The organism is Streptococcus infantis (genome assembly GCF_047463315.1).
Classification (GTDB): domain Bacteria; phylum Bacillota; class Bacilli; order Lactobacillales; family Streptococcaceae; genus Streptococcus; species Streptococcus infantis_AB.
The window spans coordinates 56,993-74,652 of sequence record NZ_JASHEB010000004.1; the positions used below are offsets into that span (position 1 = coordinate 56,993).

Annotated in this window: 20 protein-coding genes; 19 read left to right on the forward strand and 1 reads right to left on the reverse strand. The window is 39.8% G+C overall.

Annotation, left to right across the window (positions count from 1 at the left end):
* Nucleotides 1-111 precede the first annotated feature (111 nt).
* From tmk to QM857_RS05520, 10 genes are all read left to right on the forward strand, one after another.
* On the forward strand, nucleotides 112-750 hold the full coding sequence (gene tmk, locus QM857_RS05475; protein ID WP_195183324.1) for a dTMP kinase: 639 nt from the start codon (nucleotides 112-114) through the stop codon (nucleotides 748-750).
* Entirely contained in the window at nucleotides 747-1,631 is an 885-nt protein-coding gene (locus tag QM857_RS05480; protein ID WP_414275313.1) for a DNA polymerase III subunit delta', read from the forward strand. The genes tmk and QM857_RS05480 overlap by 4 nt, the downstream gene beginning before the upstream one ends.
* Before the next feature lie 35 nt (nucleotides 1,632-1,666).
* On the forward strand, nucleotides 1,667-1,984 hold the full coding sequence (gene yabA, locus QM857_RS05485; RefSeq protein WP_223332880.1) for a DNA replication initiation control protein YabA: 318 nt from the start codon (nucleotides 1,667-1,669) through the stop codon (nucleotides 1,982-1,984).
* 2 nt (nucleotides 1,985-1,986) lie between these two features.
* Complete coding sequence (gene rsmI / locus QM857_RS05490) at nucleotides 1,987-2,865, forward strand: 16S rRNA (cytidine(1402)-2'-O)-methyltransferase (RefSeq protein ID WP_414275314.1); 879 nt, start codon at nucleotides 1,987-1,989, stop codon at nucleotides 2,863-2,865.
* Between the two features lie 133 nt (nucleotides 2,866-2,998).
* Nucleotides 2,999-4,333 carry a methylenetetrahydrofolate--tRNA-(uracil(54)-C(5))-methyltransferase (FADH(2)-oxidizing) TrmFO gene (gene trmFO, locus QM857_RS05495; protein WP_414275315.1) on the forward strand — a complete coding sequence of 445 codons (1,335 nt, stop codon included), beginning with the start codon at nucleotides 2,999-3,001 and terminating at the stop codon, nucleotides 4,331-4,333.
* An 83-nt stretch (nucleotides 4,334-4,416) separates the two neighbouring features.
* Nucleotides 4,417-5,154: a UMP kinase gene (gene pyrH / locus QM857_RS05500; protein ID WP_004253279.1), complete on the forward strand. Its 738-nt coding sequence runs from the start codon at nucleotides 4,417-4,419 to the stop codon at nucleotides 5,152-5,154.
* A gap of 8 nt (nucleotides 5,155-5,162) precedes the next feature.
* Nucleotides 5,163-5,720 (forward strand): ribosome recycling factor, encoded by a 558-nt coding sequence (gene frr / locus QM857_RS05505; RefSeq protein ID WP_006152642.1) that lies wholly within the window; start codon nucleotides 5,163-5,165, stop codon nucleotides 5,718-5,720.
* Between the two features lie 60 nt (nucleotides 5,721-5,780).
* Nucleotides 5,781-6,635 carry an RNA-binding virulence regulatory protein CvfB gene (gene cvfB / locus QM857_RS05510; protein ID WP_414275316.1) on the forward strand — a complete coding sequence of 285 codons (855 nt, stop codon included), beginning with the start codon at nucleotides 5,781-5,783 and terminating at the stop codon, nucleotides 6,633-6,635.
* Nucleotides 6,636-6,643: 8 nt separating this feature from the next.
* On the forward strand, nucleotides 6,644-6,859 hold the full coding sequence (locus tag QM857_RS05515; protein WP_006154472.1) for a YozE family protein: 216 nt from the start codon (nucleotides 6,644-6,646) through the stop codon (nucleotides 6,857-6,859).
* 84 nt (nucleotides 6,860-6,943) lie between these two features.
* Entirely contained in the window at nucleotides 6,944-7,930 is a 987-nt protein-coding gene (locus tag QM857_RS05520; RefSeq protein WP_036752940.1) for a PhoH family protein, read from the forward strand.
* A 50-nt stretch (nucleotides 7,931-7,980) separates the two neighbouring features.
* On the opposite strand, the gene ald is transcribed toward QM857_RS05520, so the two are convergent.
* Nucleotides 7,981-9,093: an alanine dehydrogenase gene (gene ald / locus QM857_RS05525; RefSeq protein WP_414275317.1), complete on the reverse strand. Its 1,113-nt coding sequence runs from the start codon at nucleotides 9,091-9,093 to the stop codon at nucleotides 7,981-7,983.
* 241 nt (nucleotides 9,094-9,334) lie between these two features.
* Here ald and QM857_RS05530 point away from each other — a divergent pair, with 241 nt between their 5' ends.
* From QM857_RS05530 to atpA, 9 genes are all read left to right on the forward strand, one after another.
* Nucleotides 9,335-9,976, forward strand: a complete 642-nt coding sequence (locus QM857_RS05530) for a helix-hairpin-helix domain-containing protein (RefSeq protein ID WP_414275318.1) — start codon at nucleotides 9,335-9,337, stop codon at nucleotides 9,974-9,976.
* Nucleotides 9,960-12,170, forward strand: coding sequence for a ComEC/Rec2 family competence protein (locus QM857_RS05535; RefSeq protein ID WP_414275319.1), 2,211 nt, complete (start codon nucleotides 9,960-9,962; stop codon nucleotides 12,168-12,170). Before QM857_RS05530 ends, QM857_RS05535 begins: the two co-directional genes overlap by 17 nt.
* Before the next feature lie 122 nt (nucleotides 12,171-12,292).
* Nucleotides 12,293-13,579 (forward strand): peptidase U32 family protein, encoded by a 1,287-nt coding sequence (locus QM857_RS05540; RefSeq protein ID WP_075228700.1) that lies wholly within the window; start codon nucleotides 12,293-12,295, stop codon nucleotides 13,577-13,579.
* Between the two features lie 13 nt (nucleotides 13,580-13,592).
* Nucleotides 13,593-13,904, forward strand: coding sequence for a CHY zinc finger protein (locus QM857_RS05545; protein ID WP_178894901.1), 312 nt, complete (start codon nucleotides 13,593-13,595; stop codon nucleotides 13,902-13,904).
* A gap of 229 nt (nucleotides 13,905-14,133) precedes the next feature.
* Nucleotides 14,134-14,334 carry a F0F1 ATP synthase subunit C gene (locus QM857_RS05550; RefSeq protein WP_001054551.1) on the forward strand — a complete coding sequence of 67 codons (201 nt, stop codon included), beginning with the start codon at nucleotides 14,134-14,136 and terminating at the stop codon, nucleotides 14,332-14,334.
* 32 nt (nucleotides 14,335-14,366) lie between these two features.
* Complete coding sequence (gene atpB / locus QM857_RS05555) at nucleotides 14,367-15,083, forward strand: F0F1 ATP synthase subunit A (protein WP_178894902.1); 717 nt, start codon at nucleotides 14,367-14,369, stop codon at nucleotides 15,081-15,083.
* Between the two features lie 18 nt (nucleotides 15,084-15,101).
* The gene (gene atpF / locus QM857_RS05560) at nucleotides 15,102-15,596 is read left to right on the forward strand and encodes a F0F1 ATP synthase subunit B (protein ID WP_254729863.1); all 495 of its coding nucleotides are present in this window, start codon (nucleotides 15,102-15,104) and stop codon (nucleotides 15,594-15,596) included.
* Nucleotides 15,596-16,132 (forward strand): F0F1 ATP synthase subunit delta, encoded by a 537-nt coding sequence (locus QM857_RS05565; RefSeq protein ID WP_263393481.1) that lies wholly within the window; start codon nucleotides 15,596-15,598, stop codon nucleotides 16,130-16,132. The genes atpF and QM857_RS05565 overlap by 1 nt, the downstream gene beginning before the upstream one ends.
* Nucleotides 16,133-16,146: 14 nt before the next feature.
* The gene (atpA, locus tag QM857_RS05570; RefSeq protein ID WP_214261797.1) at nucleotides 16,147-17,652 is read left to right on the forward strand and encodes a F0F1 ATP synthase subunit alpha; all 1,506 of its coding nucleotides are present in this window, start codon (nucleotides 16,147-16,149) and stop codon (nucleotides 17,650-17,652) included.
* The last annotated feature ends 8 nt before the right edge of the window (nucleotides 17,653-17,660 follow it).

Here is a 17,660-nt window from a genome sequence, read left to right on the forward strand (position 1 = left end):
CGAATGTATATCCTAGTTTTTCAGAATAAATTTTTATTAGGTTAAAAAGCTTTTCACAAATGCCTCTTTTTTTGATAAAATAGAAGGAAGAAAAAAAGAAATGAGTTTGTCATGTCAAAAGGATTTTTAGTCTCTCTAGAGGGGCCAGAGGGAGCTGGGAAAACGAGTGTGCTTGAAGCTATCCTTCCTGTGTTAGAAGAAAAAAATATTGAGGTTTTAACAACACGTGAACCAGGTGGAGTATTGATTGGTGAGAAGATTCGAGAAGTTATTTTAGATCCTAGTCATACTCAAATGGATGCCAAGACAGAGCTTCTACTCTATATTGCTAGTCGTAGACAACACCTAGTGGAAAAGGTCTTACCAGCACTTGCAGCAGGGAAACTGGTCATCATGGATCGTTTTATTGATAGTTCCGTTGCTTATCAAGGTTTTGGTCGTGGTTTAGATATTGAAGCTATTGATTGGCTCAATCAATTTGCGACAGATGGTCTTAAACCAGATTTGACACTTTATTTTGATATTGAAGTGGAGAAGGGGCTTGAACGAATCGCGGCAAACAGTAATCGTGAAGTCAACCGTTTGGACTTGGAAGGCTTAGACTTGCACAGAAAAGTTCGTCAAGGATATCTTTCCCTTCTTGAAAAAGAAGGTGAACGCATTGCAAAAATCGATGCCAGTTTACCACTAGATCAAGTGATTGAAAATACTAAGCAAGTCTTGTTTGACAGAATGGGGCTGACAGAATGAATCAAGAGCAATTAAAAGCTTGTCAACCTCAGCAATTTGAGCGTTTTGTTCACATTTTAGAGCAAAGACAGCTGAATCATGCCTATCTCTTTTCAGGTTATTTCGGAAGCATGGAGATGGCCTTATTTCTGTCTAAGAGTTTGTTCTGTACAGAAAAAAAGGGTGTCTTGCCTTGCGAGTCTTGTCGAAACTGTAAGTTGATTAATCAAGAAGAATTTCATGATGTCACAATTATTCGTCCCATTAATCAGATTATAAAAACAGAAAGAATTAGAGAACTAGTTGGACAATTTTCGCAATCAGGGATTGAAAATCAACGGCAGGTTTTTATTATTGAACAAGCAGAAAAAATGCATGCCAATGCCGCCAATTCACTACTAAAGGTCATTGAAGAACCGCAGAGTGAAATCTATATTTTCTTTTTAACCAATGATCAAGAGCAGATTTTACCAACTATTCGAAGCCGGACACAAATTTTCCAGTTTAAGAAACAAGTCGAAAGCCTTAGGAATCAACTTGAACAAGCAGGATTGGTCAAAAATAAAGCAAGGCTTTTAGCTGAGTTTAGTCAATCGCAAGCAGAAGCCGAAAAACTGACAAATCAAACAAGTTTTTGGACTTTAGTTGAAGAAAGTGAACGTTTCTATTCTTGGTTAGATGCTGGGAAAAAGGAATCTTATTTACAGGTCTCAAAATTAGCTAGTTTAGCTGATGACAAAGAAAAACAAGACCAAGTCTTTAGAATTCTAGAAGTATTAGCAGGTCAAGAGATTCAAAAAAATGCAGCACGTACAATCTTGCAAAACCTTCTCGAAGCCAGAAAAATGTGGAAAGCAAATGTGTCTTTCCAAAATTCTTTAGAATACCTAGTTTTACAATAATATGAACATGAAAACAGAAAAAGAAAGGGCTGTTCATGAACAAGAAAGAACTATTTGATGCCTTAGATGATTTTTCTCAACAGTTGTTGGCAACCTTGGCAGATGTCGAAGCTATCAAAAAAAATCTCAAGAGTGTTGTAGAAGAGAATACAGCTCTTCGTTTAGAGAACGATAAATTGAGAGAGCGCTTGAATGAGGAAGAAGAAACAGCTCCTACTAAGACCAAGCATGTTAGAGAAAACGTGAGCCGAATCTATGACGATGGTTTTCATGTGTGTCGCGATTTTTACGGTCAACGTCGTGAACAAGATGCAGAATGTATGTTTTGTGATGAATTGTTGTTTAGGGAGTAAGCATGCAGATTCAAAAAAGTTTTAAAGGTCAGTCACCTTATGGTAAGTTATTTCTTGTCGCAACTCCAATTGGGAATCTAGAAGATATGACCTTTCGTGCCATTCAGACTTTGAAAGAGGTGGATTGGATTGCTGCCGAGGATACTCGTAATACCGGTCTATTGCTTAAGCATTTCAATATTTTAACCAAACAAATCAGTTTTCATGAGCACAATGCCAAGGAAAAGATTCCTGATTTGATTGATTTGTTGAAACAAGGACAAAATATCGCTCAGGTATCGGATGCAGGCCTACCTAGCATTTCTGACCCAGGTCATGATTTGGTCAAGGCGGCAATTGAAGAAGATATAGCAGTGGTCACAGTTCCAGGTGCTAGCGCAGGAATTTCTGCCTTGATTGCCAGTGGTTTAGCTCCACAACCCCATATTTTTTATGGATTCTTACCTCGAAAATCGGGACAACAAAAGCAATTTTTCGAATCAAAAAAAGATTATCCTGAGACCCAGATTTTCTATGAATCGCCTCACCGTGTAGCTGATACCCTAGAAAATATGCTAGAGGTTTACGGTGATCGTTCAGTTGTCTTAGTTCGAGAATTGACTAAGATTTATGAAGAATACCAACGGGGGAAAATCACTGAGTTATTGGAAAGTATCTCTGAAACCCCACTTAAGGGGGAGTGTCTTCTGATTGTAGAAGGTGCTAGTCTAGAAGTTGAAGATAAGGATGAAGAGGATTTATTCTCTGAAATCCAAGAGCGCATCCAAGAAGGTGTTAAGAAAAATCAAGCCATTAAGGAAGTCGCAAAAATATATCAGTGGAACAAAAGCCAGCTCTATGCATCTTATCATGAATGGGAAGAGAATCAAGAAAATGACTAAACAGGGAAGTTTGCCTTCTTCCCTTTTTTTGTTATACTAGTAAAAGAAAAATTAGAAAGATTTGTGGGTGTCAAACAGTCCAGTAGCTTGTTTTGATATGAACTTAGGTTCCACCCAAAGAGGTATTAGTGTCATGTCTCAATCTTATATCAATGTTATCGGTGCGGGTTTAGCAGGTTCGGAAGCAGCTTACCAAATCGCAGAGCGTGGTATTCCAGTTAAACTCTATGAAATGCGTGGTGTCAAATCAACACCTCAGCATAAAACAGATAATTTTGCAGAATTAGTGTGTTCCAACTCATTACGAGGGGATGCTCTTACAAATGCTGTCGGGCTCCTCAAGGAAGAAATGCGTCGTCTTGGTTCTGTGATTTTAGAATCAGCAGAAGCTACACGTGTTCCTGCAGGTGGAGCGCTTGCGGTTGATCGTGACGGTTTTTCTCAAATGGTTACTGAAAAAATTGCCAATCATCCTTTAATTGAAGTGGTTCGTGATGAAATTACAGAATTGCCGACAGATGTTATTACGGTTGTCGCTACTGGTCCCTTGACTAGCGATGCCCTGGCTGAGAAAATTCATGCCCTTAATGACGGCGATGGCTTTTATTTCTACGACGCGGCAGCGCCTATTATCGACGTCAACACCATCGATATGAGCAAGGTCTATCTCAAGTCTAGGTATGACAAGGGAGAAGCTGCCTACCTCAATGCTCCGATGACCAAGCAAGAGTTTATGGATTTCCATGAAGCTTTGATCAATGCAGAAGAAGCACCCCTTAATTCTTTTGAAAAAGAAAAGTACTTTGAAGGGTGTATGCCAATTGAAGTTATGGCTAAACGTGGCATTAAAACCATGCTTTATGGCCCTATGAAACCAGTTGGTCTAGAATATCCAGAAGACTATAAGGGACCTCGTGATGGTGACTTTAAAACGCCATACGCAGTTGTTCAGCTTCGTCAGGACAATGCGGCAGGTAGTCTCTATAACATCGTTGGTTTCCAAACTCACCTCAAATGGGGAGAGCAGAAGCGTGTCTTCCAAATGATTCCAGGACTAGAAAATGCTGAGTTTGTCCGTTATGGTGTCATGCATCGTAATTCCTATATGGATTCGCCAAATCTTCTTGAGCAAACATACCGTTCTAAGAAACAGCCAAATCTCTTCTTTGCTGGTCAGATGACAGGTGTGGAAGGGTATGTTGAGTCGGCTGCTTCAGGATTAGTTGCTGGAATCAATGCTGCTCGTCTTTTTAAAGGAGAAAGCGAGGCTATTTTCCCAGAAACTACAGCTATCGGTAGTTTAGCTCATTATATCACCCATGCTGATAGCAAGCATTTCCAACCCATGAATGTTAACTTCGGGATTATCAAGGAGTTAGAAGGTGAGCGTATTCGTGATAAAAAGGCTCGTTATGAGAAAATTGCAGAACGTGCCTTGTCTGATTTAGAGAAATTTTTATCTGTCTAATTTTTTTGAAAGAATTGTTCATGATACTATAAAAATCCTTGAAATTGTGATAAAATAGGTAGGATGAAAAAAGGAGAGAGAAAATGGTAGAACCTAAGTATAAACGTATCTTAATCAAGCTATCTGGTGAAGCCCTTGCTGGCGAACGTGGTGTCGGTATTGATATCAAAACCGTCCAAAGTATGGCCCAAGAAATCAAGGAAGTTCACGAGCTAGGAATTGAAATTGCCTTGGTTATCGGTGGTGGAAACCTTTGGCGTGGAGAACCTGCAGCAGAAGCTGGTATGGATCGTGTTCAAGCGGATTACACTGGAATGCTTGGGACAGTCATGAATGCTCTTGTGATGGCAGATTCATTGCAACAAGCTGGTGTTGATACTCGTGTACAAACAGCTATTGCCATGCAACAAGTAGCAGAGCCTTATATTCGTGGACGTGCCCTTCGCCACCTTGAAAAAGGACGTATCGTTATCTTTGGCGCGGGAATCGGTTCACCTTACTTCTCTACAGATACAACAGCGGCTCTTCGTGCAGCTGAGATTGAAGCGGACGCTATTTTGATGGCTAAGAATGGTGTAGACGGTGTCTACAATGCTGATCCTAAGAAAGATAAAACGGCTGTTAAATTTGAAGAATTGACTCACCGTGATGTTATTAATAAAGGACTCCGTATCATGGATTCAACAGCTTCAACTCTATCTATGGATAACGATATTGACTTGGTCGTCTTTAATATGAACCAACCTGGCAATATCAAACGTGTTGTATTTGGTGAAAATATCGGAACAACTGTTTCAAACAATATCGAAGAAAAGGAATAAAAAAAATTATGGCTAACGCAATTGTAGAAAAAGCTAAAGAGAGAATGACTCAATCTCACCACTCACTTGCGCGTGAGTTTGGTGGTATCCGTGCAGGTCGTGCTAACGCTAGCTTGCTTGACCGTATTACTGTTGAATACTATGGTGTCGAAACACCTCTTAACCAAATCGCTTCTATCACAATTCCTGAAGCGCGTGTCTTGTTGGTAACACCATTTGATAAATCTTCATTGAAGGATATCGAGCGTGCTTTGAACGCTTCAGATCTTGGTATTACACCAGCTAACGATGGTTCTGTTATTCGCTTGGTAATCCCAGCTCTTACAGAAGAAACTCGTCGCGACCTCGCTAAAGAAGTGAAAAAAGTTGGTGAAAATGCTAAAGTAGCGATCCGTAATATTCGTCGTGATGCTATGGATGAAGCTAAAAAACAAGAAAAAGCTAAAGAAATCACTGAAGATGAATTGAAGACTCTTGAAAAAGATATTCAAAAAGCGACAGACGATGCTGTTAAACACATCGACGACATGACTGCCAATAAAGAAAAAGAAATCTTGGAAGTCTAAGAAATAAACAGAAAAACTCAGTTGGCATTGCTGGCTGAGTTTTATTCGAAAGAAGGAAACATGAATACAAATCTTGCAAGTTTTATCGTTGGACTTATCATCGATGAAAATGACCGTTTTTACTTTGTTCAAAAGGATGGTCAGACCTATGCTCTTGATAAGAAAGAAGGCCAGCATGCAATAGGTGATACTGTTAAAGGATTTGCCTACACGGATATGAAGCAAAAACTTCGCTTGACTACCTTAGAAGTGACTGCGACTCAGGAACAATTTGGTTGGGGAACAGTAACAGAGGTTCGAAAGGATTTGGGTGTCTTTGTTGATACAGGGCTTCCTGACAAGGAAATCGTAGTGTCACTTGATATCCTACCTGAACTGAAAGAGCTCTGGCCTAAGAAGGGCGATAAACTTTATATTCGTCTAGAAGTAGATAAGAAAGACCGTATCTGGGGAGTTTTGGCTTATCAGGAAGACTTCCAACGTTTGGCTCGTCCAGCCTACAACAACATGCAAAATCAGAACTGGCCTGCAATCGTTTATCGTCTTAAGTTATCAGGAACTTTTGTCTATCTACCAGAAAACAACATGCTTGGATTTATCCACCCAAGTGAGCGCTATGCAGAGCCACGTTTGGGGCAAGTGTTAGATGTGCGTGTCATTGGTTTCCGTGAAGTTGACCGAACTCTTAATCTATCACTAAAACCTCGCTCTTTTGAGATGTTAGAAAATGATGCACAAATGATTCTGACTTACTTGGAAAGTAATGGTGGATTTATGACCTTAAATGACAAATCATCACCAGATGACATCAAGGCTACCTTTGGTATTTCTAAAGGTCAGTTTAAAAAAGCGCTTGGTGGTTTAATGAAAGCTGGAAAGATTAAACAAGACCAATTTGGTACAGAGTTAATTTAGGGAGGCTTATGCGAAAATCATTTTATACATGGCTTATGACTGAGCGTAATCCTAAAAGTCATAGTCCCAAAGCAATTTTAGCGGATCTTGCCTTTGAGGAGTCAGCCTTCCCAAAACATACGGATGATTTCGATCAGGTGAGTCGATTTTTAGAAGAACATGCTAGTTTTTCCTTTAATATGGGAGACTTCGATCGTATCTGGCAAGAATATTTAGAACATTAAAGATACCATAGGTGTTAGGGATAGCAATTTCTAAATGCCTTTGCTATAATAAAAAGAAATTAAAGAGTTAGAGAGGTTCTTTATTTGAAGGAACATTCAATAGACATTCAGTTAAGTCATCCAGATGACCTATTTCATCTTTTTGGTTCCAATGAACGCCATCTTCGCTTGATGGAGGATGAGTTAGATGTTATCATCCATGCTCGTACAGAGATTGTACAAGTCTTGGGAGAGGAGTCTTCTTGTGAAGAAGCACGACAAGTAATTCAAGCCTTGATGGTCTTGGTCAATCGTGGCATGACAGTAGGAACTCCGGATGTGGTGACTGCCATCAATATGGTTAGAAACAATGAAATCGATAAGTTTGTTGCCCTCTATGAAGAAGAGATTATCAAAGACAATACTGGTAAGCCGATACGTGTAAAGACACTGGGTCAAAAACTTTATGTAGATAGTGTTAAGAACCATGATGTTACCTTTGGGATTGGGCCAGCGGGGACAGGAAAAACTTTCCTAGCAGTGACCTTGGCTGTTACAGCCCTCAAACGTGGCCAAGTAAAGCGTATTATCTTGACTCGTCCAGCAGTAGAAGCTGGGGAAAGCTTGGGATTTCTACCTGGTGATTTGAAAGAAAAAGTAGATCCTTATCTTCGACCAGTCTATGATGCTTTATATCAGATCTTAGGGAAAGACCAAACAACTCGTCTCATGGAGCGAGAAATTATTGAGATTGCGCCTTTGGCCTACATGCGTGGACGTACCTTGGATGATGCCTTTGTCATTTTGGATGAAGCTCAAAATACAACTATCATGCAGATGAAGATGTTCTTGACACGTCTTGGATTCAATTCAAAAATGATTGTCAATGGCGATATTAGCCAGATAGACCTGCCGCGTAATGTTAAATCAGGTCTGATTGATGCCCAGGAAAAACTTAAGAACATTCACCAGATCGACTTTGTACACTTCTCAGCCAAGGATGTGGTTCGCCATCCAGTTGTTGCTCAGATTATCAGAGCCTATGAACCTCGACCTGTCAAAGCTGAAGAAAATCAAGAAGAAACAGAATAAAGAAAAAGAGCAGTTGAAAAACTGCTCTTAATTTTTTTTTGAATTTCTTATTAGACAAGTTCACTGATAGGTGTGAAGTCACGTTCTAAACCTTCAGCAACTGGTTGACTTGTGAGTTGACCTTGGTAAGTTGTTACACCTTCAAGCAAGCCTGCGTCTTCAAGGATTGCTTTCTTAAATCCTTTTCCTGCCAAGGCTTCGATATAAGGAAGGGTCACATTTGTAAGGGCGATAGTAGAAGTACGTGCAACTGCTCCAGGAATGTTAGCAACTGCATAGTGGAGAACACCGTGTTTTTCATAGACAGGCTCATCATGGGTTGTCACACGGTCTGCTGTTGCAATAACACCACCTTGGTCTACTGCAACGTCTACGATGACAGAACCAGGACGCATTTGTTGAACCATGTCATCTGTCACTAATTTTGGAGCTTTAGCACCAGGAATCAATACTGCACCGATAACAACGTCTGCTTCACGCACACTTGCTTCGATATTAAATGGGTTAGACATGAGTGTTTGGATTTGGTGACCAAAGACATCTTCAAGTTCAGAGAGACGTTTAGCACTGATATCAAGAATAGTTACTTGAGCTCCTAGACCAAGAGCGATACGTGCTGCGTGTGTACCAACGACACCACCACCGATAATGGTTACTTTTCCTTTTGGTACACCTGGGACACCACCTAAAAGAACTCCAGAACCACCAGCTTGTTTCGTCAAGAAGTGAGCTCCGATTTGGACAGCCATACGACCTGCAACCTCACTCATTGGAACCAATAGAGGAAGTTGACCTTCAGTATTGCGTACAGTTTCATAAGCAACACCAGTTGTTTTCGCTACAAGCATAGCATCCGCTAATTCTGGGGCTGCGGCCATGTGCAAGTAGGTGAAGAGAAGCAAGTCTTCACGCAAGAACTGGTACTCACTAGCAAGGGGTTCCTTGACTTTAACAACTAACTCTGCAGCCCAGGCTTCAGCAGCAGTTGCGACAATCTCAGCTCCTTGCTTTTCATAGTCAGCATCAGCAAAACCAGATCCAAGTCCTGCATTTGTTTCAATGAGGACTCGGTGACCACGACCGACAAGACTCTGTACACCAGCAGGTGTCAAAGCAACACGATTTTCATTGTTTTTAATTTCCTTTGGAATTCCAATTAACATAGAGATTAGCTCCTTATTTAACATCTAGGTTCTTATACGAAATCATCACAGGAAGAACCCGGTCTTTTCTTGTGATGTTTTTATTTTATATGAAACCGCTATAAATTGCAAGAAAAACTTATTTCTCTACTTAAGATATGTCTTGAATAAGGAAGATTATTTTGCAAATAAGTAAGCAGTTGAAAAAGATTTTTCAGCTGTTTTTTCTTTCTCTTACGAATAAGCTAAGAGAGGAGAAAATATGGAAGAACTTATTGAGAAAATCAAAGAATATAAAATCATTGTTATCTGTGCTAGTTTGGGCTTGGTCTTAGGCGGATTTTTCCTCTTAAAGCCAGTCGCTCAAACACCGGCTAAGGAAAGCAATTTACAAACAGAAGTTACAACTGTTTCAAAGGATTTGACGGAGGAAAAGGAAGATAAAAATCAGAAGGAAGAAGTGGTGGAGCAAGATCTGATTACTGTTGATGTAAAAGGTGCGGTCAAATCACCTGGAATTTATGATTTGCCAGTTGGAAGTCGTATCAACGATGCTGTCCAAAAAGCTGGTGGCTTGACAGATAATGCTGATAGTAAGTCTATCAATCTTGCCCAGAGAATTAGTGACGAAGCACTTGTTTATGTTCCGACTAAGGAAGAAGCTACCAACCAAGAGGCACATTCAAATGCTTCCAACACCAAAGAAAACAAGAAAGTCAATCTCAATAAAGCCAGTTTAGAGGAGCTGAAACAAGTCAAGGGGTTGGGAGCCAAACGTGCTCAGGATATCATCGACCATCGTGAGTCCAACGGTAAGTTTAAGTCAGTTGATGAGCTCAAAAAGGTTTCTGGTATTGGTGCAAAAACGATAGAAAAGTTAAAAGAGTATGTCACAGTGGATTAGTCGATTTCCCATCCCCAAAATCTATCTTAGTTTTCTCCTGCTTTGGCTCTACTATGCTATCTTTTCAGCAAGCTTTTTAGCACTCTTGGGCTTTGTCTTTTTACTGCTCTGCCTCTTTTTTCAATTTCCATGGAAGACTGTGGTCAAGGTTCTCTTTGTTTGTGGACTATTTGGAAGTTGGTTTATATTTCAAAAATTGCAACAAGAAGAAGCGAGTCAACATCTTGTTGACTCCGTTAATACGGTACGAATCTTGCCTGATACTATCAAGGTTAATGGAGATAGTTTATCCTTTCGTGGGAAGGCTGATGGGAGACACTTTCAGGTTTATTATAAATTCCAGTCAGAGGCTGAAAAGGAAAGATTTCAAGAGTTATCAGAACTGCATGAGATAGTAGTAAAAGGAAAGCTAGCTATTCCTCAAGGAGCAAATAATTTTGCTGGATTTGATTATCGAAACTATCTCAAAACACAGGGGATTTATCAGACCTTAACTATATCGGAAATTGTCGAATTAAAGAAAGCATCCAGCTGGGATATAGGAGAAAATCTATCCAGCCTGCGGAGAAAAGCAGTTGTCTGGATAAAAAGGAATTTTCCTGACCCCATTCGTAATTATATGACGGGACTCTTATTGGGTCATTTGGACACCGACTTTGAGGAAATGAATGAACTCTATTCCAGTCTAGGAATTATACACCTTTTTGCTTTGTCAGGGATGCAGGTTGGTTTCTTCATGAATGCTTTTAAAAAGTCACTCTTACGATTGGGTTTGACGCAAGAGAAGTTCAAATGGCTTGCCTATCCCTTTTCTTTGGTCTATGCAGGTTTGACAGGGTTCTCAGCTTCTGTTATTCGTAGTCTCTTACAAAAACTTTTGGCTCAGCATGGCTTCATGGGACTGGATAATTTTGCTTTGACGGTCCTTGTCTTGTTTATCGTGATGCCGAATTTCTTCCTAACTGCTGGAGGAGTGCTCTCCTGTGCCTATGCCTTTATCCTGATCATGACTGGTGAAGAAGTAGCAGGGATAAAAGGTCTGGTGAGAGAAAGTTTCATTATTTCCTTAGGAATTCTGCCGATTTTATCATTCTATTTTTCTGAATTTCAACCTTGGTCCATACTCTTAACCTTTGTTTTTTCTTTTTTATTTGATATGGTCTTGCTACCACTTTTATCAATACTCTTCTGTCTGTCATGGATATATCCTATTACCCAGTTTAACTTTCTCTTTGAATGGTTAGAGGACATCATACGCTATGTTTCTCAGCTATCTACTAGACCCTTTATTTTTGGTCAACCTAATCTCTGGGTTTTGGTATGTCTATTAGTCTCTTTGGCGCTGATTTATGATTATCGTAAAAATTTGAAGAAAGCACCTATACTTATCCTATTTATCATTTTACTTTTCTTAGTAAGCAAACATCCCCTGGAAAATGAAATCACAGTCCTAGACATGGAGCAGGGACGGAGCATTTTCCTAAGAGACATGACAGGAAAGACAATATTACTGGATGTCGGTGAAAAGTTAGCAGTTGAGAAAAAAGAAGCTTGGCAGGAGAAAGTCACCTCGAGCATTGCCAAACGGAGTTTAATTCCCTATCTGAAAAGTCGAGGAGTGGCAAAGATTGATCAGCTTGTTTTAACGGATAGTGAACCTAAGCAGCTAGACCATCTACTAGAAATTAGTAAAGCCTTCAATCTTGGAGAGATTCTAGTAACTGAAGAAACTCTATCTAAAAGAGAATTTATGGATAAATTAAAGGAAAGTAACTTGAAAGTACGTCCTATTAAAACAGGGGAGCAGTTATATATTTTTGGGAGTAGTTTAGAAGTAATCGAAAATCAAAACAGTGATAGTAAAACCTCAATAGCCATGTATGGAAAACTACTAAATCAAACTTTTCTAGTCACTGGAAATATAGAGGAGAAGTTCTTAAACAAGTCTTATCCAAAAATCCAAGCAGATGTAGTGCTAACTCATCAGCAAGCATCGAAGAAAAAGACAGATGTCGAAGTCTTCGAAATCTTTCAGCCTAAAATCACTGTCGTTTCTGTAGACAAGAAGAAAAAATTTAAAGAAAAAAATGGGGAGAACAACCATGAATATGGGAATTCGATTTACAAAACGGATCAAAAGGGGGCCGTTCGTTTTAAAGGTTGGAGTGCTTGGCAAATAGAAACAGTTCGCTGAGCTTAGCTTTTCAAGAAAATTAAAATTGTCTAAACAATCAATCAAAACTTGATTTTAGAACCTTTTTGCTATAAAATGGTAAAGATTAGTGTCAAACTTTTATATTGCAAATAGGAGAAAACATGACAAAAACTTTGAAACGTCCTGAGGTTCTATCACCTGCAGGAACACTTGAAAAACTAAAAGTAGCTGTTCAATATGGAGCAGATGCTGTCTTTATCGGTGGTCAGGCCTATGGTCTTCGTAGCCGTGCAGGGAACTTTACTTTCGAACAAATGGAAGAAGGAGTACAGTTCGCTGCTAAGTATGGAGCTAAGGTATATGTTGCTGCCAATATGGTTATGCACGAAGGAAACGAAGAAGGGGCCGGCGAATGGTTCCGTAAGTTGCGTGATATTGGGATTGCAGCAGTTATCGTATCAGATCCAGCCTTGATCATGATTGCAGCAACAGAAGCACCAGGACTTGAAATTCACCTTTCAACTCAAGCAAGTGCTACCAACTATGAAACTCTAGAATTCTGGAAAGAACTTGGTTTGACGCGTGTCGTTTTGGCGCGTGAGGTTTCTATGGAAGAATTGGCAGAGATTCGCAAACGTACAGACGTTGAGATTGAAGCCTTTGTCCATGGAGCTATGTGTATCTCATACTCTGGTCGTTGTACTCTATCAAACCATATGAGCATGCGTGATGCCAACCGTGGTGGATGTTCACAATCTTGCCGTTGGAAATACGACCTTTACGATATGCCGTTTGGCAAAGAACGTAAGAGTCTCAAGGGAGAAATTCCTGAAGAATTCTCCATGTCAGCCGTTGATATGTCTATGATTGACCATATCCCTGATATGATTGAAAATGGTGTGGATAGTTTGAAGATTGAGGGCCGTATGAAGTCTATCCACTATGTTTCAACAGTGACAAACTGCTACAAGGCTGCTGTTGATGCCTATCTTGAGAGCCCTGAAAAGTTTGAAGCTATTAAACAAGACTTGATTGATGAAATGTGGAAGGTTGCCCAACGGGAGTTGGCTACAGGTTTCTACTACGGAACACCATCTGAAAATGAGCAACTTTTCGGAGCTCGTCGTAAGATTCCAGAATACAAGTTTGTTGCTGAAGTAGTAGCTTATGATGATGCGACTCAGACAGCAACTATTCGCCAACGTAACGTTATCAATGAAGGTGACCAAGTTGAGTTCTACGGTCCAGGTTTCCGTCATTTTGAGACTTATATTGAAGACCTTCACGATGCTAAAGGAAATAAAATCGATCGCGCCCCAAATCCAATGGAACTTTTGACTATCAAGGTTCCTCAACCAGTAGAAGCTGGTGACATGGTACGTGCTTTGAAAGAAGGCCTCATCAATCTTTACAAAGAAGATGGAACAAGCGTCACAGTTCGTGCCTAGATAAGGAAAAAGAATGGTTCAAGCTCAGGGCTTACTAGTAGATCATGAAAGCAGATGTGTTCATTACCATAGTGATAAGGATATCGTAGCCTTACAGTGCTATGAGTGTAAGAAATACTATGCCTGTTATCAGTGTCATAATGAACTGGAGTCGCACATATTTTCTCCCTATCCTTTAAATCTGAAAAAGGATAGACCTATCTTATGTGGATCCTGTGGGGAAACACTAACGTATGAGGAGTATACAGAGACGGGCACTTGTCCATACTGTGAAGCTCTCTTTAATCCAGCTTGTCAAAATCATCACTCATATTATTTTAAATAAGAAATAGCAAATCCGAGTTGTAAAACTCGGATTTTTGTTTTCAGAAAACATAGAAAGATAGTGAAAGGGTCGTGAAAAGGGAATAAAATTTTCTATATAATTGTCTTGAAAATCGTAAAATTGGAAATAAATGATTCAAAACGCTTCCATTCCTAGTAAAAAGTTGACAAAAGCAAATTTTAGGACTAAACTAGGGAGGTAAATTTAATTTAAAAAAGGAGAATTCGTCATGAATTTAACATTTTTCGGACTTTGTCTTGCCTGTATGGGTGTATCTCTTGCAGAAGGATTTTTGATGAACGGTTTGTTCAAATCTGCAGCACGCCAACCAGATATCATCCCACAATTGCGTAGTTTGATGATCATGGGGATTGCCTTTATCGAAGGAACATTCTTTGTAACCTTGGCGATGTCATTTGTCATTAAATAGACAACTCTATTTAGAAATGGAGGTGTCAAACCATGGAAGAAAGTTTGAATCCAACCGTTAATATTGGACCAATATCCTTTGATTTGACCCTGCTTGCCATGTCTCTTGTAACTGTTTTGATGGTTTTTGCCTTTGTCTACTGGGCAAGTCGTGAAATGACCATCCGTCCAAAGGGCAAACAAAATGCTCTTGAGATGATTTATGACTTTGTGATTGGTTTTACCAAACCAAACATTGGAGAATCATATATTAAGGATTATTCCTTGTTTCTGTTTTCTCTATTTCTGTTTATCTTGGTTGCCAACAATATTGGCTTAATGGCAAAAGTACAAACAACAAACGGTTATAACTTGTGGACTTCCCCAACAGCTAACCTTGGATACGATTTATCCCTCTCATTATTGATCACTTTGATCGCCCATGTAGAAGGAGTTCGTCGTAGAGGCGTTAAAGAATATTTGAGAGCATTTGTTACACCTGGCTTTATGACTCCGATGAACATTTTAGAAGAGTTCACCAATTTTGCTTCCTTGGCGATTCGGATCTACGGAAATATTTTTGCCGGTGAGGTCTTAGCTGGATTGCTATTGACCTTGTCACAAAATGCTTTGTATTGGTATCCTTTCGCCTTTATCGCAAACATGTTATGGACAGCTTTTTCAATTTTCATTTCATGTATTCAGGCTTATGTATTTACCATGTTGTCATCAATGTACATTGGTAAAAAAATAAATGAAGGGGAAGAGTAAGTAGAGGAGGATTAGAAGATGGATTTAACTATTAGTACCATTATCGGTGACTTTATTCTTATCGCTGGTTCCTTCCTTTTATTGATCTTTTTAGTGAAGAAATATGCTTGGGGAAATATTTCCAGCATCTTAGATGAACGTGCTGAAAAGATTTCTTCAGATATTGATGGTGCCGAGGGAGCCCGTAAAAAGGCTGAGGAACTAGCTAGCAAACGTGAAGCTGAGTTAGCAGGTAGCCGTACCGAAGCTAAAACGATTATCGAGAATGCAAAGGGAACTGCTGAGAAAAGTAGAGCCGATATTTTAGCCGAAGCTAAACTTGAAGCAGGGCGCTTAAAAGAAAAAGCCAACCAAGAAATTGCTCAAAATAAAGCTGAAGCTTTACAAAGTGTTAAGGGAGATGTAGCTGACTTAACAATCAGTCTAGCTGAGAAAATTCTCTCTAAAAACCTTGACAGTCAGGCACATAAAGAACTCATTGATCAGTATATCGATCAGCTAGGAGAAGCTTAATGGACAAAAAGACTTTAAAGGTAATTGAAAAATACAGCATGCCTTTTGTCCAATTGGTGATTGAAAAAGGAGAAGAAGACTCTATTTTTTCAGACTTGACTCAAATCAAGCAAGTTGCTGAAGAAACTGGCTTACCTACTTTTTTAGCGCAAGTGGAAGTAGATGAGTTGGATAAAGAAAAAACAGTTCGTTTTTTCCAAGGTTCTGTGTCACCTTTAATGCAAAACTTTATCGAGGTTATACTTTACAATCATCGATCCAATCTTTTTTATGATGTGATTGTAGATTGCTTGAATCGTCTTGAAAAAGAAACCAATCGTTTTGAAGTGACTATTTTGTCTGCACATCCTTTGACTGACGAACAGAAAGAACGCCTCCTTCCTCTAATCGAGAAGAAGATGTCTTTAAAGGTTCGCAGTATTAAGGAAAAAATCGACGATAGTTTAATCGGTGGTTTTGTTATTATTGCCAATCACAAGACAATTGATGTGAGTATTAAACAACAACTTAAAGTTGTTAAGGAAAATTTGAAATAGAAAGTGGTGTTCTTTTGGCAATTAACGCACAAGAAATCAGCGCTTTAATTAAGCAACAAATTGAAAATTTCAAACCTAATTTTGATGTGAGTGAAACTGGTGTTGTAACCTACATTGGTGACGGGATTGCGCGTGCTCATGGCCTTGAAAATGCCATGAGTGGTGAGCTGTTGATTTTTGAAAATGGCTCTTATGGTATGGCGCAAAACTTAGAGTCAACGGATGTTGGTATCATCATTCTTGGTGACTTTACAGATATTCGTGAAGGCGACACCATTCGTCGCACGGGTAAAATCATGGAAGTACCAGTAGGTGAAAGTCTCATTGGTCGTGTTGTGGATCCACTCGGTCGTCCAGTTGACGGTCTTGGAGAAATCCACACTGATAAAACTCGTCCAGTAGAAGCACCAGCTCCTGGTGTTATGCAACGTAAGTCTGTCTCAGAACCATTGCAAACAGGTTTGAAAGCTATTGACGCCCTTGTTCCAATCGGTCGTGGTCAACGTGAGTTGATTATCGGTGACCGTCAAACAGGGAAAACAACGATTGCAATTGACACTATCTTGAACCAAAAAGGTCAAGATATGATTTGTATCTATGTTGCGATTGGACAAAAAGAATCAACAGTTCGTACACAAGTGGAAACACTTCGTCAGTACGGAGCCTTGGATTACACAATCGTTGTGACAGCTTCGGCTTCACAGCCTTCACCATTGCTTTTCCTTGCACCTTATGCAGGGGTTGCTATGGCAGAAGAGTTCATGTATCAAGGTAAGCATGTTTTGATCGTTTATGATGACTTATCTAAACAAGCGGTAGCTTATCGTGAACTTTCTCTCTTGCTCCGTCGTCCACCAGGACGTGAAGCTTTCCCAGGAGATGTCTTCTACCTTCACAGCCGTCTACTTGAGCGTTCTGCTAAAGTTTCGGATGAACTTGGGGGTGGATCTATCACAGCTCTTCCATTTATCGAGACCCAAGCTGGAGATATCTCAGCTTATATCGCTACAAACGTAATCTCTATTACGGATGGACAAATCTTCCTAAGTGATAGTCTCTTTAATGCGGGTATCCGTCCAGCTATTGATGCGGGTTCTTCTGTATCTCGTGTAGGTGGTTCAGCTCAGATTAAAGCGATGAAGAAGGTTGCGGGTACTCTTCGTATCGACCTTGCTTCATACCGTGAGTTAGAAGCCTTCACTAAATTTGGTTCAGACTTGGATGCTGCTACTCAGGCTAAATTGAACCGTGGTCGTCGTACCGTAGAAGTATTGAAACAACCAGTTCATAAACCACTACCTGTTGAGAAACAAGTGACCATTCTGTATGCCTTGACTCATGGATTCTTGGATACTATATCAGTTGACGATATTGTTCGTTTTGAGGAAGAATTCCATGCCTTCTTTGATGCGCAACATCCAGAGATTTTGGAAACTATTCGTGAAACAAAAGACTTGCCAGAAGAAGCAGTCTTGGATGCTGCGATTACTGAGTTTCTCAACCAATCCAGCTTCCAATAAGAATAGAG

Excerpts from the sequence above, each read along its gene's own strand:
- atpF (WP_254729863.1), top strand. The coding sequence starts at position 15,102 with ATGGATTTAACTATTAGTACCATTATCGGTGACTTTATTCTTATCGCT.
- QM857_RS05535 (WP_414275319.1), top strand. The coding sequence starts at position 9,960 with ATGTCACAGTGGATTAGTCGATTTCCCATCCCCAAAATCTATCTTAGT.
- QM857_RS05480 (WP_414275313.1), top strand. The coding sequence starts at position 747 with ATGAATCAAGAGCAATTAAAAGCTTGTCAACCTCAGCAATTTGAGCGT.
- QM857_RS05545 (WP_178894901.1), top strand. The coding sequence starts at position 13,593 with ATGGTTCAAGCTCAGGGCTTACTAGTAGATCATGAAAGCAGATGTGTT.
- pyrH (WP_004253279.1), top strand. The coding sequence starts at position 4,417 with ATGGTAGAACCTAAGTATAAACGTATCTTAATCAAGCTATCTGGTGAA.
- rsmI (WP_414275314.1), top strand. The coding sequence starts at position 1,987 with ATGCAGATTCAAAAAAGTTTTAAAGGTCAGTCACCTTATGGTAAGTTA.
- atpB (WP_178894902.1), top strand. The coding sequence starts at position 14,367 with ATGGAAGAAAGTTTGAATCCAACCGTTAATATTGGACCAATATCCTTT.
- QM857_RS05540 (WP_075228700.1), top strand. The coding sequence starts at position 12,293 with ATGACAAAAACTTTGAAACGTCCTGAGGTTCTATCACCTGCAGGAACA.
- frr (WP_006152642.1), top strand. The coding sequence starts at position 5,163 with ATGGCTAACGCAATTGTAGAAAAAGCTAAAGAGAGAATGACTCAATCT.
- QM857_RS05565 (WP_263393481.1), top strand. The coding sequence starts at position 15,596 with ATGGACAAAAAGACTTTAAAGGTAATTGAAAAATACAGCATGCCTTTT.
- QM857_RS05550 (WP_001054551.1), top strand. The coding sequence starts at position 14,134 with ATGAATTTAACATTTTTCGGACTTTGTCTTGCCTGTATGGGTGTATCT.
- trmFO (WP_414275315.1), top strand. The coding sequence starts at position 2,999 with ATGTCTCAATCTTATATCAATGTTATCGGTGCGGGTTTAGCAGGTTCG.
- yabA (WP_223332880.1), top strand. The coding sequence starts at position 1,667 with ATGAACAAGAAAGAACTATTTGATGCCTTAGATGATTTTTCTCAACAG.
- ald (WP_414275317.1), bottom strand. The coding sequence starts at position 9,093 with ATGTTAATTGGAATTCCAAAGGAAATTAAAAACAATGAAAATCGTGTT.
- tmk (WP_195183324.1), top strand. The coding sequence starts at position 112 with ATGTCAAAAGGATTTTTAGTCTCTCTAGAGGGGCCAGAGGGAGCTGGG.
- QM857_RS05515 (WP_006154472.1), top strand. The coding sequence starts at position 6,644 with ATGCGAAAATCATTTTATACATGGCTTATGACTGAGCGTAATCCTAAA.
- cvfB (WP_414275316.1), top strand. The coding sequence starts at position 5,781 with ATGAATACAAATCTTGCAAGTTTTATCGTTGGACTTATCATCGATGAA.
- QM857_RS05530 (WP_414275318.1), top strand. The coding sequence starts at position 9,335 with ATGGAAGAACTTATTGAGAAAATCAAAGAATATAAAATCATTGTTATC.